The sequence below is a fragment of the Actinosynnema sp. NPDC050801 genome (assembly GCF_040673975.1).
Lineage (GTDB): Bacteria > Actinomycetota > Actinomycetes > Mycobacteriales > Pseudonocardiaceae > Actinosynnema.
This window is the reverse complement of sequence record NZ_JBFAQZ010000016.1, coordinates 44,415-60,267: the sequence shown is the minus strand read 5'-3', so window position 1 is coordinate 60,267 and position 15,853 is coordinate 44,415. Positions and strand designations below refer to the sequence as shown.

General features: G+C 71.0%; 15 protein-coding genes. 6 read left to right on the top strand and 9 right to left on the bottom strand.

Annotated features, from left to right (window positions below):
- Positions 1-200 precede the first annotated feature (200 nt).
- Positions 201-608 carry a nucleoside deaminase gene (locus AB0K14_RS29470; protein ID WP_360446673.1) on the bottom strand — a complete coding sequence of 136 codons (408 nt, stop codon included), beginning with the start codon at positions 606-608 and terminating at the stop codon, positions 201-203.
- Positions 605-1,441, bottom strand: coding sequence for an LLM class flavin-dependent oxidoreductase (locus AB0K14_RS29465; protein WP_360446675.1), 837 nt, complete (start codon positions 1,439-1,441; stop codon positions 605-607). Before AB0K14_RS29465 ends, AB0K14_RS29470 begins: the two co-directional genes overlap by 4 nt.
- A 93-nt stretch (positions 1,442-1,534) precedes the next feature.
- On the opposite strand from AB0K14_RS29465, the gene AB0K14_RS29460 reads away from it, so the two are divergent.
- A complete protein-coding gene (locus AB0K14_RS29460; RefSeq protein ID WP_360446677.1) occupies positions 1,535-1,981 on the top strand; it encodes an Lrp/AsnC family transcriptional regulator in 447 nt (148 codons plus the stop codon).
- Positions 1,982-2,000: 19 nt separating this feature from the next.
- Here the strand turns inward: AB0K14_RS29460 and AB0K14_RS29455 are convergent, their stop codons facing one another.
- From AB0K14_RS29455 to AB0K14_RS29445, 3 genes are all read right to left on the bottom strand, one after another.
- Positions 2,001-2,879, bottom strand: coding sequence for a hypothetical protein (locus AB0K14_RS29455; RefSeq protein ID WP_360446679.1), 879 nt, complete (start codon positions 2,877-2,879; stop codon positions 2,001-2,003).
- Positions 2,876-3,472 carry an RNA polymerase sigma factor gene (locus tag AB0K14_RS29450; RefSeq protein ID WP_360446681.1) on the bottom strand — a complete coding sequence of 199 codons (597 nt, stop codon included), beginning with the start codon at positions 3,470-3,472 and terminating at the stop codon, positions 2,876-2,878. Before AB0K14_RS29450 ends, AB0K14_RS29455 begins: the two co-directional genes overlap by 4 nt.
- A gap of 69 nt (positions 3,473-3,541) precedes the next feature.
- The gene (locus tag AB0K14_RS29445) at positions 3,542-4,420 is read right to left on the bottom strand and encodes an alpha/beta hydrolase (RefSeq protein WP_360446683.1); all 879 of its coding nucleotides are present in this window, start codon (positions 4,418-4,420) and stop codon (positions 3,542-3,544) included.
- A 287-nt stretch (positions 4,421-4,707) separates the two neighbouring features.
- Here AB0K14_RS29445 and AB0K14_RS29440 point away from each other — a divergent pair, with 287 nt between their 5' ends.
- Positions 4,708-7,320, top strand: a complete 2,613-nt coding sequence (locus AB0K14_RS29440; RefSeq protein WP_360446686.1) for an exo 1,3/1,4-beta-D-glucan glucohydrolase — start codon at positions 4,708-4,710, stop codon at positions 7,318-7,320.
- Positions 7,321-7,465: 145 nt separating this feature from the next.
- On the opposite strand, the gene AB0K14_RS29435 is transcribed toward AB0K14_RS29440, so the two are convergent.
- Together AB0K14_RS29435 and AB0K14_RS29430 are read right to left on the bottom strand one after the other, a co-directional pair.
- A complete protein-coding gene (locus AB0K14_RS29435; RefSeq protein ID WP_360446688.1) occupies positions 7,466-8,059 on the bottom strand; it encodes an NAD(P)H-binding protein in 594 nt (197 codons plus the stop codon).
- A complete protein-coding gene (locus AB0K14_RS29430; protein ID WP_360446690.1) occupies positions 7,944-8,912 on the bottom strand; it encodes an EamA family transporter in 969 nt (322 codons plus the stop codon). Before AB0K14_RS29430 ends, AB0K14_RS29435 begins: the two co-directional genes overlap by 116 nt.
- A 65-nt stretch (positions 8,913-8,977) precedes the next feature.
- On the opposite strand from AB0K14_RS29430, the gene AB0K14_RS29425 reads away from it, so the two are divergent.
- The 3 genes from AB0K14_RS29425 (at position 8,978) to AB0K14_RS29415 (ending at position 12,141) form a co-directional block, all read left to right on the top strand.
- Positions 8,978-9,469, top strand: a complete 492-nt coding sequence (locus AB0K14_RS29425) for a MarR family transcriptional regulator (protein ID WP_360446692.1) — start codon at positions 8,978-8,980, stop codon at positions 9,467-9,469.
- 119 nt (positions 9,470-9,588) lie between these two features.
- Positions 9,589-11,649, top strand: coding sequence for a glycosyl hydrolase (locus AB0K14_RS29420; RefSeq protein ID WP_360446694.1), 2,061 nt, complete (start codon positions 9,589-9,591; stop codon positions 11,647-11,649).
- A 132-nt stretch (positions 11,650-11,781) separates the two neighbouring features.
- Positions 11,782-12,141 carry a hypothetical protein gene (locus AB0K14_RS29415; protein ID WP_360446696.1) on the top strand — a complete coding sequence of 120 codons (360 nt, stop codon included), beginning with the start codon at positions 11,782-11,784 and terminating at the stop codon, positions 12,139-12,141.
- 237 nt (positions 12,142-12,378) lie between these two features.
- Here AB0K14_RS29415 and AB0K14_RS29410 read toward each other — a convergent pair whose 3' ends face one another.
- Positions 12,379-13,383: an alpha/beta fold hydrolase gene (locus AB0K14_RS29410; RefSeq protein WP_360446698.1), complete on the bottom strand. Its 1,005-nt coding sequence runs from the start codon at positions 13,381-13,383 to the stop codon at positions 12,379-12,381.
- Between the two features lie 21 nt (positions 13,384-13,404).
- The gene (locus AB0K14_RS29405; protein ID WP_360446700.1) at positions 13,405-14,721 is read right to left on the bottom strand and encodes a cytochrome P450; all 1,317 of its coding nucleotides are present in this window, start codon (positions 14,719-14,721) and stop codon (positions 13,405-13,407) included.
- Positions 14,722-14,893: 172 nt separating this feature from the next.
- Here AB0K14_RS29405 and AB0K14_RS29400 point away from each other — a divergent pair, with 172 nt between their 5' ends.
- Positions 14,894-15,709 carry an SAM-dependent methyltransferase gene (locus AB0K14_RS29400; protein ID WP_360446702.1) on the top strand — a complete coding sequence of 272 codons (816 nt, stop codon included), beginning with the start codon at positions 14,894-14,896 and terminating at the stop codon, positions 15,707-15,709.
- The last annotated feature ends 144 nt before the right edge of the window (positions 15,710-15,853 follow it).

The window sequence follows — 15,853 nt, the reverse complement described above, 5'->3', positions numbered from 1 at the left end:
CCCCGCCCGGCCCACCAACCGGCCCAACCCACCCCCCTCCAAACACGAGAACCCACCCTCCACCCCCGCGCCCCCACCCCCCGCGCCCCAACCTCCACCCCCCCGCGTGTCCTACGTTCAGAACGCGCATGTCCTACGTTCAGAACGCGCGTGTCCTACGTTCGGAACACCCGAGTTCAACGCTCGGAACACGGCCGCGATCAGCGGTAGTAGCCCGCCACCGGCACGGAGGCCTCCTCCAGCAGCGCCGGACCCTCCTGCGGCACGGGGGCGAACCCGCCACCCGGCTTCAGCGCGTTCAGCTGCTCGGTCGACAGCGCGAACACCACCCGCCCCAACCCCGACCGCTCGATCGCCCCGACGCACATCCCGCACGGCTGGCAGCTGGTGAACATCGTCGTACCCGCCGCCACCTCCGGCGTGAGCGACCGGGCCGCCCACCGCGCCAGCTTCAACTCCGGGTGCGCGGTGATGTCGTCGTCGGTGAGGCTGGTGTTGCGCTCCTCCACCAGCACCGCCCCGTCCGGTCCCACCAGCAACGACCCGAACGGCGGGTTGCCCGCCGCACGCGCCTCCGCCGCCAGTTCGATCGCCCTGTGCAAGCTCATCGGAACTCCTTCCGCACGGTGGCCAATGCCTGCCACGCGATTTCCGGCTCGACCGTCTCCTGTGGATCGCCGACGAACGGGTCCAGCACCACCGCCTGCGCCCCCAGCGAACGCAACTCCACCAGATCACCCACGACCTGCGCGACGGTCCCCTCACCCAACCGCCGCTCCGGCCCTGGAACCTCGTCGGGCGTGATGTTCAGCAGGATCCGAGGGGTCAAAGCGGGCAACGGTTTCCCCTCCGCCGTCGCGATGACCTCCAACCGCCCCACCGCTTCCCGGAACCCCGAAGGTGTCAGCCGCAGCCCGTGCCAGGCGTCCCCGAGCCGCACGGCCCGCCGCAGCGCCGCGTCGGAGTGACCGCCCACCCAGATCGGGATCCGCCCGGCCCGGTAGTCGGACTCCTCGCGCCACGCCGCCCGCACGACCCGCAGCCCTTCGTCGGTCAACCGACCGCGGTCGCCGAACGGCACACCCAGCGCCTCGTACTCCTGCCGCGCCCACCCCACCCCGACCCCGAGCACGAACCGCCCGCCGGACAGCTCGTTCAGGTTCGCCGCCATCCGCGCCACCAGCAGCGGGTGCCGGTACGGCAGCACCAGCACGGTGGTGCCGAGCCGGATCCGCGACGTCACCCCCGCCAGCCACGACAACGCGGTGAACGGCTCGTAGAACGGGGCCGGGTACTGCGCGGCCACGTCCGGCGTCACCGCCACGTGGTCGGACACCATCAACAGGTCGAAACCCAGGCCCTCGACCGTCCGCGCCCAGTTCCGCAGCACGTCCGGCGAGGTTCCAGGGCCGAAGTTGGGGACGTTCACACCGATCTGCACGTGATCAAGACTAGGCGGCGACCCCGCCGTGCTGAAGAGACTTCGCGCGGTCTAACGGCCCGGTCGCCGTGGATTCCCCGGTAATCTGCCCCGGTGACCGGGAACCTCGATCCGACCGACTGGGCCATCCTCGACGAGCTGCAACGCGACGGTCGGATCGCGCTCAGCGAGCTGGGCCGCCGGGTCAACCTCAGCGCGTCGGCGACCACCGAACGCGTGCGCCGGTTGGAGTCCACCGGCGTGATCACCGGCTACCGGGCGGAGGTCGACCTGGCCAAGGCCGGCTACGCGGTGCTCGCCGTCGTCCGCCTGAAGTACCCGGGCAACCGGCACGAGCCGCTGCACGCGCTCCTCGCCGAACGCCCCGAGATCCTGGAGTGCCTGCGCACCACCGGCGACGACTGCTACACGCTCAAGGTCGCCGCCACGTCCATGCCGCACCTGGAGCAGGTGGTCAACGACCTGACCGGCTTCGGCAGCACGACCACCAACATCGTCTACAGCCAGACCCTGCCGTACCGGGGCGTGTCCCGGACCTGAGGACGCACCCCGGTCGCGACTACCGCCAGGCCACGGCGGGCAGGCACTTCGCCGGGTCGAGGTCGCGCGCGCCCGCGACGACCACGCCGTCCGGGCGCACCCAGCACCTGGTCGGGTCCCACTCGTTGCGCCACTCGCCGAGCAGGGCGCCCTGCGCGTCGTACGCGTGCACGACCCCCATCCGGTCCCACCCGTCCGGCGGCACCCAGTCGGCCGGGTGCGCGATGCGGGCCACGAACGTGCCGTTGGCGATCCGCGCCTCCACCGACCGCCCGCCGTGCAGGTAGACGACCTTGGCGACCTGCCCGGTCACCCGGCCCACCGCCATGTCGTACCCCGCCCGGCCCGCGTGATCGGCCTTGCCGCCGTCGCCGCCGGCGGCCGAGGCCAGGCCGTCGAGCGCCAGGGCGCCCGGCAGCCACCCGGAATCCCACACCAGCGCGGAACTCGCGTTGTACGGCGTGGTCGGCCCGTCGACGGTGCAGCTGAGCTGCTCGCTCGCGGTGTAGAGCAGGGCGAAGGCGCCCACCTCGTCGGTGAGGTACTGGTACAGGGTGGCCTTGCCCTGCCGCAGAGTGCTGTCCAGGCAGCCCTGCTCGACTTCGGCGACCCGTTGCGGCGACAGGCCGGGGATGACCGGTCCCTGCCACGCCGGTGAGGCGGACGTCGTGGTGGTCACCACGACCGGGTCGCCGACCGCGGCGTCGCCGCTCGTCTGCCGCCACGGCGCGACGACCGCGACCAGCACGACCACGGCCGCCGCCGCGAGACCGGCGACGACCAGGGGCGCGAACCGGACTGCCCGGCGACCGCCGGTGACCTCCTGCTCCAGTCGCGCGCGCAGCTGTGCCCGGCGGTGCGGCGGCAGGTCCCGGGCCGGGGGGAGTGTGGTGTTCAACGGTCCTCCAGGGTGAGCGCGGGGACGGCGACGACCGGCGCCGGGCCGAGCCTGCGGGTCAGCCGGGCCTTCGCCTTGCTGACCCTGGCCCGGACGCTCCCCTCGGCGATGCCGAGCACACCGGCGGCGTCGGCGTACGACACGCCGGACCACACGCACAGCGCGAGCGCTTCCCGTTCGTTGCGCGGCAGATCCGCCACGGCGGCCAGCAGCAACGCCATCCGCCGCTGGTCGTCGACCCGTTCGGCCACCTGGTCGGCGTGGTCGGGCACCGAGGTCTCCACCGGCGCCTTGCGGAACAGGCGCAGCCTCCGCGCCACCGTGCGCCGATCGCTGCGCACCACGTTCGTGGCCACGGCCAGCAGCCACGGCAGGGCCGAGTCGTGCTCCAGCCGCAGCCGGTCGCGCTTGCGCCAGGCCACCAGGAACGTGTTCTGCAGGTGGTCCTCGGCCGCCGCCCACGACGCGGTCAGCCGGAAGCAGTGGTTGTAGACCGCCTTGGCGTGCCGGTCGAACAGCACGCCGAAGGCGGGTCCACTCCCTGCCGCGGCCTGTGACCACAGGGTGCGGTCGTCAGGGTCATCGGTCGTCATGTCCCACTTGTGCCCGCCGGTCGAGGAGGTGTTGCCTCCTCCCGCGTCCCGAGCGGCGGGCACCCGGCCTCACGCGCTCGCGGAGTGCGGGCAGGTGTCGCGGTACTCCGAGATCGCCGCGCCGCGCGGCGCGGGGCAGAGGAACTGCTCGTACCGCACGTCGTCGTCGATGAACCGCTTGAGCCACGAGATGCTGTACTTCGCGATCGTCGTGTTCGAGCTGTTCGGCGCGTAGTGGCTGGCGCCCTCCAGCTCCAGGTAGGCCTTGTCCAGGGTGGACGGCAGGCCGGTGTAGAACCGCTCGGAGTGCGACGAGACGGAGGCCACGGAGTCGTTCTCCGCGCCCACGATCAGGGTCGGCGTCTGCACGGTCGACCACGTCTTCGTGGTGTTCCAGGCGGTCAGGGGGATCGACGCCTGCAGGCTCGGTCGGTCCTTGGTGGCTTCCAGCGCGCCACCGCCGCCCATCGAGTGGCCCATCACGCCGAGGCGGGTGGCGTCGATGCGGGCGCGCACGCTGCTGCTGGTCGTGAGGTAGTCCAGCGCGGCCAGCAGCTGGTCGCCGCGCGAGGCGGGCTGGTCGTAGCGGGAGTTGGTGTCGATGATGAAGATGACGAAGCCCTGCGAGGCCAGGCGCGGGCCGAGCCAGGACAGGCTGGACTGGCTCGCGGTGTAGCCGGGCGAGACCGCGACCGCGCCGAACGTGCCTTCCGCGGTGCTGGTCGGGTAGTAGATCGTGCCGCCGCCGAAGCCGCGCACGCTCGTCGCGGACACGGCGGTCTGGCTGGTGGCGAACGGGCCGCGAGTGGCCTCGATGCTCGCCGTGGTGGGGGCGGGACCCCGCTCGTACGGGTTCTCGGCGGCCTGCGCGACCGCGCCGGAAGTGGTGAGGGCGACCGTCGCGGCGAGGATCAGGGCGCGACGGGACAGGGGTGACCTCAAGGACATGATTGTGCTCTTCCCAGCGGTGGTAAGGACCTGGCGGAGAAAGTCCTGTGTGGACTGCACTTACCGGTTCGGAGTCTGGCCCACTACCTACTCGCGGGTCAAGTAGCGCTCGGTCACTGTCTCATCAGGTCGTCGCGGCGACGGCCCGGCCGGTACCGGGAACGACCCCGGGACCGGAACGCCCACCTGCGAGGAAGCGCTCCCACGAAGGTCTTGACCGGGACCGGCGCGGTCACCAGGATCGGGCGCGACAGAGCCGTCGCACCAGAAGACGAACGGAACCGCCGATGCCCCGCAGACACCTGAGCGCCGCGCTGGCCGCGGTGCTCGCCGCCGGTCTCATCACCGCAGGCGCGGCAGCCGCCGCCCCGGAGACGGCCTCGCGCCAACCGGTCATCGGTGAGCCGCGCACCGAGCACGGCTGCGCCCGGATCGAGCACGACCTCCCCGAACTGGCCCAGTGGCCGAAGGTCGACAGCCGGGTCAAGTCCAACCCGGCCGACGAACGGCGGGTCAGGCGGATCCTGGCCGGCATGACGCTGGCCGAGAAGGTCGGCCAGATGACCCAGCCGGAGATCGGCGCGATCACCCCGGACGAGGTGCGCGAGTACGGCATCGGCTCGGTCCTCAACGGCGGCGGCTCGTGGCCGAACCGCGACAAGCACGCCGCGCCCGAGGCGTGGCTGGCCCTGGCCGACGCCTATTGGGACGCGTCCAAGGCCAGCCGCACGCAGGTGCCCGTGATCTGGGGCATCGACGCCGTGCACGGCAACAACAACGTCTACGGCACGACGGTCTTCCCGCACAACATCGGCCTCGGCGCGGCGCACGACCCCTGCCTGATCAGGGACATCGGCAAGGCGACCGCCGAGCAGATCCGCGCCACCGGCCAGGACTGGGCGTTCGCGCCGACGCTGGCCGTGCCGCTGGACGACCGGTGGGGCCGCACGTACGAGGGCTTCTCCGAGGACCCGCGCATCACCCGCGCGTACGGCTACGAGGCCACCCTGGGTCTTCAGGGCAACGGCAAGCGGCGGGTCGGCGTGCTCGCGACCGCCAAGCACTTCATCGGTGACGGCGGCACGATCGGCGGCAAGGACCAGGGCGTCAACCCGTCCTCCGAGGCCGAGATGATCAACGTGCACGGCCAGGGCTACTACGGCGCGCTCGCCGCCGGCGCCCAGACCGTGATGGTGTCGTTCAACAGCTGGACCAACGAGGAGCTGGGCATCACCGAGGGCAAGCTGCACGGCAGCAAGCTCGCGGTGAACGACATCCTCAAGGGCAAGATGGGCTTCGACGGCCTGGTGGTCTCGGACTGGAACGGCATCGGCCAGGTCGCGGGCTGCACCAACTCGTCGTGCCCCCAGGCGATCAACGCGGGCATCGACGTGGTGATGGTGCCCAACGAGTGGAAGGCGTTCATCGCCAACACGATCGCCCAGGTCGAGGGCGGCCAGATCCCGATGGCCCGCATCGACGACGCGGTCACCCGCATCCTGCGCGTCAAGCTCCGCTCGGGCGTGCTGGACGGCGAGAAGCCGTCGCAGCGCGAGCACGCGGGCTCCGCGGACGCGTTGGAGGCGCGCAAGCTTGCCCGTCAGGCGGTGCGCGAGTCGCAGGTGCTGCTCAAGAACGACAACCGGGTGCTGCCGCTGAGCCCGCGGTCGAAGGTGCTGGTCGTGGGCAAGAGCGCGGACAGCATGCAGAACCAGACCGGCGGCTGGACGCTGACCTGGCAGGGCACCGGCAACACCAACGCCGACTTCCCGAACGGCACCACCGTCCTGGGCGGGCTGCGGGAAGCGCTCGGCGCCGAGAACGTGGTGTTCAGCGAGACCGGTGACGTCGACCCGGCCGGGTTCGACGCGGTGGTCGCGGTGATCGGCGAGACCCCGTACGCGGAGGGCGTCGGCGACATCGGCAAGCGCTCGCTGGAGGCGGCGAAGCTGTACCCGAACGACCTGGCCGTGCTGGACAAGGTCAGCGGCAAGGGCGCGCCGGTCGTGACGGTGTTCGTGTCCGGACGTCCGCTGCACGTCAACAAGGAGCTCAACCGCTCGGACGCGTTCGTGGCGGCGTGGCTGCCCGGCACCGAGGGCGGCGGCGTGGCCGACCTGCTGGTCCGCGGCAGGCACACGTACCCGGGCTTCACCGGCAGGTTGTCGTTCTCCTGGCCGCGCAGCGCCTGCCAGACCCCGCTGAACGCGGACGGCGACCCGCTGTTCAAGCCGGGTTACGGCCTGAGGAGCTGGCAGACCGGCAACGTCGGCCGGCTCGACGAGACCTCGCCCGAGTTCGGCTGCTCCGGCAACGGCGGCGGTGGCACCGCGACCGAGGACCTGGAGGTCCACGTGCGGACCGACGTGGCGCCGTACAAGAGCTTCATCGGCTCGCCGGACAACTGGGGCGGCACCGAGCTCGGCCCGGACGGCGAGGCGGCGCACGGCTCGATCAACGTCGTGCCGGCGGACGTGAACGTGCAGGGTGACGCGATGAAGACGACGTGGACCGGCACCGGGCCGGGTCAGGTCTACGCGCAGGACCCGGCGGGAGGCAGCGACCTGCGCGGTTACCTCAACGCCAACGCGGCGCTGGTGTTCGACGTGATCGTGCACCAGGCGCCCGCCGCGCGGACCGTGGTGAGCGCGCACTGCCAGTACCCGTGCTTCGCGGAGGTCAACGCGACCGGCGTGTTCAGCGGGTTGCCGACCGGCGTGAAGTCGACCGTGAAGATCCCGATCTCGTGCTTCGCCAACGGCGGGCTCGACCTGGAGAACGTCAACACGCCGTTCCTGGTCTACACCGAGGGCGCGTTCCAGGCGTCGTTCGCGAACGTGCGCTGGGTGCCCAAGGCGGCGGCCGACCCGGACGCCAGGACGTGCGCCGAGCTGGGCTGATCGGAAACCGGGAGCATCGGGAACCAGGCTGATCGGGAACCTGGTTGATCGGAGCAGGGGGCGGGTCGGACATCGGCCGCCCCCTGCCCGTGCCCCGGATCGGCCCGGCCGGCCGAACGGGGTCGTCGCGCGTCGACCGCGTGGTTCAGTACCCGACGGTGAACCGCTGCCGCCGGTGCCTCGGCGTCTCCGCCTCGTCGAGCAACGCGACCGCCAGGTCCTCCACCGAGATCGTCGTGCCGACCTGGTCGTCACCACCGAGCCGGAACGCGCCGGTCCGCTCACCGGGCTCCAGCACGGAAGGCGGGCTGAGATAGGTCCAGTCCGCGGCCGGATCGGCCAGGCACACCGCCAACTGCTCGGCGCACGCCCGCGCGATCGGCTTCAGCGCGTCCGGGAAGTCGGGCGCCTCCTCGACCGTGTGACCCGCGGGCGTGACGAGCGTGGCCGCGCCGCCCACGACGAGCAGCCGCACACCCAGCCGCGCCGCGCCCGCGAGCAGCGCACGGGTGGCCGCGACCAGCTCGACCTCCTGGCCCGGTGCCGGCCTGGTCGCGCTGATCACCAGGTCGCGGCCCGCGCCGAGCCGGACGACGTCCTCGACGGCACGCGCGTCGCCGACCTCACTGCCCGGACCGGGCCGACGGCTGACGGGCGTGACCTCGTGGCCGCGCCGCCGGGCCTCCTCCACCACCCTGCCGCCGACGACGCCGAACGCTCCGAACACCGTGATCCGCATGGCTTTCCCCCTTCGGTTCGACTGATTTCCGCTGCGCCACGACGAGCGCGCCCAGCACGACCACCGCGCCGAGCACCTGGGACGCGGTCAACCCCTGGTCGAGCACCGACCACCCGACGAGCGTGGCGACGACCGGGCTGAGCAGGCCGAGGAACGTCACCTGGGTGGCCTGCAGCACCCGGATGCCGCGGAACCACAGGGCGTAGGCCAGCGCGCCGCCGATGATCCCCAGGTAGGCGAAGCCGCCGACGTTCGTCGCGGTCAGCGCCGGCGGCGGGCCCTCGACCAGCAGCGTCACCGGCAGCAGCACCACACCGCCCGCCACCAGCTGCCACCCGGTGAGGGCCAGCAGCGGCGCCGGCGACGTCCAGCGCTTGCTCAGCACCACGCCGGCCGCCATCGCGACCGCGCCGCCGAGCGCGGCCGCCACGCCGACCGCGTCGAGCTGTGCGTCCGCCCGCAGCACGAGCAGCGCGACGCCGACGATGCCCGCGATGGCCGCGAGCGCGGTGCGCGTCGTCATCCGGTGCCCGAGCAGCAACGCCGCGAGCCCCGCCACCATCAGCGGCTGCACCGCGCCGACGGTCGCCGCGACACCGCCGGGCAGCCGGTACGCGGCCAGGAACAGCAGCGGCAGGAAGATCCCGATGTTGAGCGTGCCCAGGACCAGCGATCGCCACCACCAGTCGCCGCGCGGCAGCTGCCGCGTGATCGCGACCAGCACCAACCCGGCCGGCAGCGCCCGCAGCAGGCCCGCCAGCAGCGGCCGGTCCGGCGGCAGGTACTCGGTGGTGACGAAGTAGGTCGTGCCCCACACGGCGGGGGCGAACGCGGTCACCCATTTGCTTAGCACTAAGACAAAGTAGCTCACCGCTAAGCTATCTCGGTGGTGACTTACCTCACCGCTAAGCTAGTTGGATGGCAGACCACGTCGACCTGGTCCTCGGCCAGTGGCACGCGCAGCGCCCGGACCTGGACGTCTCACCCATGGCCGTGATCGGCAGGCTCAGCCGCCTCGCGCGCCTGGTCGACGGCGAGCTGGGCAAGACGTTCGCCGCGCACGACCTGGACCGCGCCTCGTTCGACGTCCTGGCCACCCTGCGCCGCAGCGCGCCGCCGCACCGGCTGACCCCGACCGAGCTGATGCGTGCCTCGATGGTCACCTCGGGCGCGGTCACGCAACGGCTCGACCGCCTCGAAGCGCGCGGCCTCGTCGTCAGGACCCCGAACGAGCACGACGGTCGGGGTGTGGTCGTCGCGCTCACCGACGCGGGTCGAGACCTGGTCGACCGGACCCTGCCGGACCACCTGGCCACGGAGAACCGGCTGCTCGGCGCGTTATCCAAGCGCGAGCGCACGGCGTTGGCGGCCACGTTGAAGCAGTTGCTGGAGTCGCTCGGGGACAAGTGAGCGGTGCTCACTTGAGACGCCGGGCGACTGTGTTGGGCCAAGTTTCTTCACTTACCAAACTTAGGGCGCTATCGTGCGTTCCCAGCGAATGCCGCTCGACGCCGAGAGGTCCGGTAGCCATGAGAAGACGTCCCACCGCCAGACGCGTGACCGTCGCGGTCCTCGCCGCGGCACTGCTCGGCACCACGGCCACGGCCACGGTCACGACCACGGCCACCGCCGCACCGGACGAGCGGCAGCACCGGCCGGAGACGGTGAAGATCTCCGACCAGGACGCCACCCCGCAGACCCGGTCCCTGTTCTCGTACCTGCGCGAGCAGCAGGGCAAGGGCGTGCTGTTCGGCCACCAGCAGACGACCGAGTTCGGCGTCACGTGGGACGAGTTCACCGAGACCGACGGGCTGAAGTCCGACGTGAAGGCGGGCGTGGGCGACCACCCGGCGCTGTTCGGCTGGGACACCGGCCACCTCGGCCACGGCTCCTCGCCCGGCGATCCCGCCCCGGAGGAGAACTTCCAGGCCACGGTGAAGCTGATCGAGACCGCGCACAACCGGATCGGCGGCGTGCACACGCTCGCGTCCCACATGGACAACTTCGTCACCGGCGGGGACTTCTACGACACCAACGGCGACGTCGTCACCCGCATCCTGCCCGGCGGCGACCACCACGCCCAGTTCAACGCCTACCTCGACCGCGTCGCCCGCCTCGCGCACGAGGTCGACGACGCCGACGGCAACCCGATCCCGATGATCTACCGACCGTTCCACGAGAACAGCGGCTCGTGGTTCTGGTGGGGCGCCGCGCACGCGTCACCGGCGAAGTACATCGAGCTGTTCCGGTACACCGTCGAGTACCTGCGCGACGTCAAGGACGTGCACAACTTCCTGTACGCGTACTCGCCGGGCGGCGGCTACGGCGGCGTGGACGACGTCTACATGCGCACGTACCCGGGTGACAACTACGTCGACGTGCTCGGCATCGACAGCTACGACGGCAGCAACGCGTCGCAGCAGTGGCTGGACGGCGTCGTGGCCGACCTGGGCATGATCGCGCGCATCGCGCAGGAGAAGGGCAAGGTCTCTGCGTTCACCGAGTACGGCATCAGCGGCGCGCTGAAGCCCAACGGGCAGAACGGGAACCTGAACTGGTTCACCACGATGTTCAACGCCATCAAGGCCGACCCGTGGGCCGGCCGCAGCGCGTTCATGCTGACATGGGTGAACTTCGGCACCGAGCAGTTCTTCCTGCCCTACCCGGCGACCGCCACCGAGCCCGAGCACGAGTTGCTGCCCGACCTGCGGCGGCTGCACGACGACCCGTTCGCGGTCTTCAGCTCGGAGCTCGACCTGCGCGACGTCTACGGGCGCAAGGTGAAGGCGGCGGCGCACCAGCCGTTCCTGCACATCGTGTCGCCGCCGGACGGCGAGCGGATCACCACGCCGACCACGACGGTCCGCGTGCGACTGCTCGACGCCAGGCCCGCCGTCGTCTACTACACCGTCGGCGACGACCCGACCAGGCACCTGTTGAGGCTGGACCGGCGCACCGGGTACCACACCGGGACGTGGCACATCGGCGCGGAGAACCTGACCAACAAGGTGACGCGGCTCAAGGTGACCGCGTTGACGTCGACCGGCAAGCCGCTGGTGGTGACCAACCGGGTCATCCTCGGCCCGAAGCCGCCGCTCGCGCCCGGCGTGGTGGACGACTTCGAGGGCCACGTGGACGACGTGGCGCTGGGCGCGGAGTACAGCCCGTACGGGACGAACCGGATCTCGTTGGCGGCGGAGAACGGCGGCAAGGCGCTGAGGTTCGACTACGACTTCGCCTTCCAGACCTACACCGGTGTGGGCAAGCGGATCTCGGGTGACTGGTCGACCTACGCGGGCCTGTCGTTCTGGCTGCGGCCCGACGGGTCGAACCACAAGCTGGTGCTGCAGCTCAACGCCGGTGGGGTGGCGTACGAGGCGTACCCGTCGATGGCCGGCACGTCCGGCGGCGTGGTGACGATCCCGTTCGCGGACTGGCGGCCGGCGCCGTGGGACACCGGCAACGCGCACCGGCGGATCACGCCGGAGGACCTGAAGAACCTGTCCCAGTTCAACGTCTTCATCAACCAGGTCGAGGGCAACCCCGTGGTGAGCGGGACGTTCTACCTGGACGACATCCGGGTGAGCTAGCCCCGCCCCCCGACCCCGCCCGCGTGCGCCGCCCCATGCCCGGCGCGCACGCGGGCGGTTCCATTCGGCCGATTGTCACGACCGCCCGCGTTCGGTTGGCTTGGGGTGCCGATGATCCGATGGGGGACAACCGTGACGCAACGACGCTTCGCCGTGGCAGGCGCACTGCTCCTCGCCGCCGCCCTCTTCCCCGCCACCGCGGCATCGGCTTCCGCTTCCGAGGTGAGCCCGCACTGCCAGGAACCCGGCTACTGCCTGTTCTCGGGCAGTTCGTTCACCGGCACCCGTGCGGTCCTGCCCGCTGCCTACGGCTGCCACCCCGTCAGCGACCTCGGCTTCACGACGGCCCGTTCGGCGGCCCGCGGCTTCGGCGACGGCAGCGGCCTGGTGCTCTACTCGGACACCACCTGCACCACCCGCGCGGCCACCGTCCACCACGAGGTCCCCACCACCGCCGCCAAGTCCTACCGCCACCTCCCCATCCCCACCTGACCGCGAGAGCCCAACCCCCACCCCGCGCGTGTCCTACCTTCAGAACGCGCGTGTCCTACGTCCAGGTCGCGCGTGTCCTACGTTCAGGACCCCCGAATTCAACGCTCAGGTTCATCCGGGCACGGGCGGACGCGGCCTTCGGACGTTCTGAGCGTTGAACTCACGCGTTCCGAACGTAGGACACGCGCGTTCCGAGTGTTGGACACGCGCGGTCTGGAGGTAGGACACGCGGGAGGGTCAGAGGGTGTTGGTCCAGTCGGCGACGGCGCGGTGGTAGTCGGGGGCGTTGGGCGCGTAGTTGATCGAGTGCCCGTAGCCGTCGAGCACGTAGGTGTGCAGCCGCGCCGGGGCGGAGAAGTACGGCGCCTCGGAAGCCAGCAACGCCCGCGCGGACGTGCAGTCGCTGCCCAGCGGCCGCCCGCAGAAGTTGGTGTCACGGGCACCGACCACGATCATCACCGGCACGTCGATCAGCCGCGTGAACGGGACGACCACGTTGTTCAGCGCGATCGTGTCCACCGCCTCCGACGCCGCGAACACGTCCTTGCCGGCCTCGTCGTGCGAGATCGCCCCCGACACCAGCGGACCGGGCGAGTGGAACGCGCCGTAACGGGTGCCGGGCGCGGTCGTCAGGTAACCCAGGTCCAACCCGGACCGGCGCAGCTGCGGGTCCAGCACCGCCGGGATCATGCCGGCCAACGTCGGGACCACCGTGACGAAGTCCATCCGGTGCGTGAAACCGGTGACCAGCACGCCGTCCACGTCGTGGTACGTCCCGGCCTCGATCAACGCCATCGCCGACCCGATCGAGTGGCCACCCACGAGCACCTTCCCGAACCGCGGCCGAACCGCCCTGATCACCTGGTGCACCGCGCGGGCCTGGGTCGACGCGGTCACCAGCGCGCTCAGCGGTCGCGTGCTGCGGCCGGTGCCGAGCCGGTCCACGGCGAGCGTGGCGATGCCCGCCCGGTTCATGGCCTGGCGGTACGACCGGATGTCCGGCGCGTACGAGATGTCCCAGTACGAGCTGTTGTACGTGCCGCCCGGGACCAGCACCTGCACCGTGGACGCACCCGCCGGCGTGCACAGCCTGCCGTGCATGGCGTGCGGCGTGCCGAGCACCGTCACCGGCACGCGCAAGTCCTCACACGTGACCGACGCGGCGCTCGCGGGTGCGGGCACCAGCCCGATCGACGCGGTGAGCAGGGCGACCGCGGACAACCGCAAACGCGACCAACGCACGACTGACAACCTCCGGGGGAGTCAACGGGGAACCGCCGTCATCAGCAGACCGCTGGGGTAGGCGGCGGAGGTGAACTTGGTGCGCACGGGCTTGCCGGGCACCGGCACGAGCCGCCACCGCGACAGCACGGTGGCGAGGGTGATCACGATCTCGGTCTGGGCGAACACGTTGCCCAGGCACTGGCGCGCACCCGCCGCGAACGGCACGAACGCGCCGCGCGGCACCTCGGTGGACGCGGACAGCCACCGGTCGGGGTCGAACCGGTGCGGGTCGGGGAAGGACGCCGGGTCGTGGTGCAGGGCGTGCGGGCTGACGATGACCTCGGCGCCCACGCCCAGCTCCACCCCGTCGAGGTCGACCGGAGCGACGGTCCGGCGCATCAGGATCCAGATCGGGTACATCCGCAGCACCTCGTTCACCACGGCCGCGGTGTACTTCAGCCGGGGCACGTCGGCGAAGGTGATCGGGCGCCCGCCCAGCACCTCGTCGACCTCGGCGACCACCCGCCGTTCGACTTCCGGGTGCCGCGCGACCTCGTGGAACGCCCAGGCCAGCGCCAGCGCCGTCGTCTCGATGCCGGCGGTGAGCAGGGTCAGCACCTCGTCGTAGGTCTGCTGGTCGGTCATCCCGCGGCCCGACTCGTCCTGCGCCCGCAACAGCACCGACAGCAGGTCGCCGTGGTCCTGCCCGCCCTCCGCACGCCTGCTCGTGATGACCTCCAGCACGATCGCGCGCATCCGGGCGATGGCCTGGTCGAACTTGCGGTTGCCCGGCAGCGGGAGCTTCTCCACGAACGACGGCGCCAACGCGCGCACCATGCCCTGCTTGATCACCACGAACACCGACCGCCGCACCTCGGCGATCACCCGCTGCCCCAGCTCGGTGGAGAACAGCGCCTCGCCCACGACCGTGACCGCCAGGCCCTGCATGTCGTCCTCGACCACCCGCACCTCGCCGGGCGTCCACGACCGGGTCAACGCGGTGGCCGCGCGCACCATCGTCCCGGCGTAGCCGGAGATGCGCTCGCGGTGGAACGCGGGCTGCATCATCCGCCGCTGCCGCAGGTGGAACGCGCCGTCGGAAAGCACCAGACCATTGCCCAGATAGGGGCGGAACTTGTCGAACATCGCGCCTTTGCGGAAACGCGGACCATCGGTGACCAGGACCTGGTGCACAAGTCGAGGACTGGTCACGAAAAACGTCGACAACGGGCCGAGGTCGACCCTTACCACATCGCCGTGATCGCGCAGTGATGAGGTGAACTCGTGCCGTCGGCGCATCATCTCCACCGAGTGCCCGAGGAACGGGAGGCGGCCGGGCGCCACCGGGACATCCATGTCCGCTCCTCTCGGGCGCCGAAAGGGACGGCTCACGATAGGGCCCGTTCGGTGGCGGCTGACAGGGTCCATTCGGGTGGGTTGGTGTCACACCGATGGCTGGCTGCGTGTTGGTCTCCGCCAGCCTGTACTGTCCCGGTCCCGCCCTGGGGACGTCGAGAGGTGTTCGCACATGACGCAAAGCGAATGGATTCCATCCGGTGTGGACATTTCCGTGCCGAGTGTGGCCCGCACGTACGACTACATGCTCGGCGGGGCGCACAACTTCGCCGTGGACCGCGCGCTCGGCGAGCAGATCGAGGCCACCATGCCGGGCCTGCGCAACGCCGCCCGCGTCAACCGGGCGTTCCTCGGCCGCGTCGTGCGGTACATGGTCGACCAGGGCGTGCGCCAGTTCCTCGACATCGGCTCGGGCATCCCGACCGTCGGCAACGTGCACGAGGTCGCCCAGGCGGCGGCGCCGGGATCCCGCGTGGTGTACGTCGACCGGGACCCGGTCGCGGTCGCGCACAGCGAGTTGCTGCTGGTCAACAACGACGACGCGGCCGTCGTGCACGCCGACATGCGTGAGCCGGACTCGGTGCTGGGCAGCGACGCGGCCCGTCGGCTGCTCGACTTCGATCAGCCGATCGGAGTACTCATGCTGTTGATGTTGCACTGGGTGCCCGACGAGGCCGACCCCCTCGCCCTGCTCGCCCGCTACCGGGACGTGCTGGCGCCCGGCAGCTACCTGGCCGTCACCCACGCGACCGGGGACAACCAGGGCGAGAACCTGACCGGGGCGACCGACGCGATCAAGCAGAGCAACAGCCGCGACCAGGTGAACCTGCGTTCCCACGCCGAGATCACCCGGATGTTCGCCGGATTCGAACTGGTGGAACCGGGACTGGTCGGGTGTGGCGAATGGCACCCCGGAGGTCCGGGCGACATCTCCGCCCAGCCCGACATGAACATGCTGGTCTACGCGGGGGTCGGCCGAAAGGGATGAATTCCTGTCGGCGAAAGTCACTGTAAGTGTTCGGGATTCACACGTCCGGTCGAGTCTTGGCCAGTGGGGGGTGGGTAAACTGCCGCCGACCTCAATATCACGGCAAGGCAACGGGAATGTCGATCCCCACTCAAAGACCAGCGG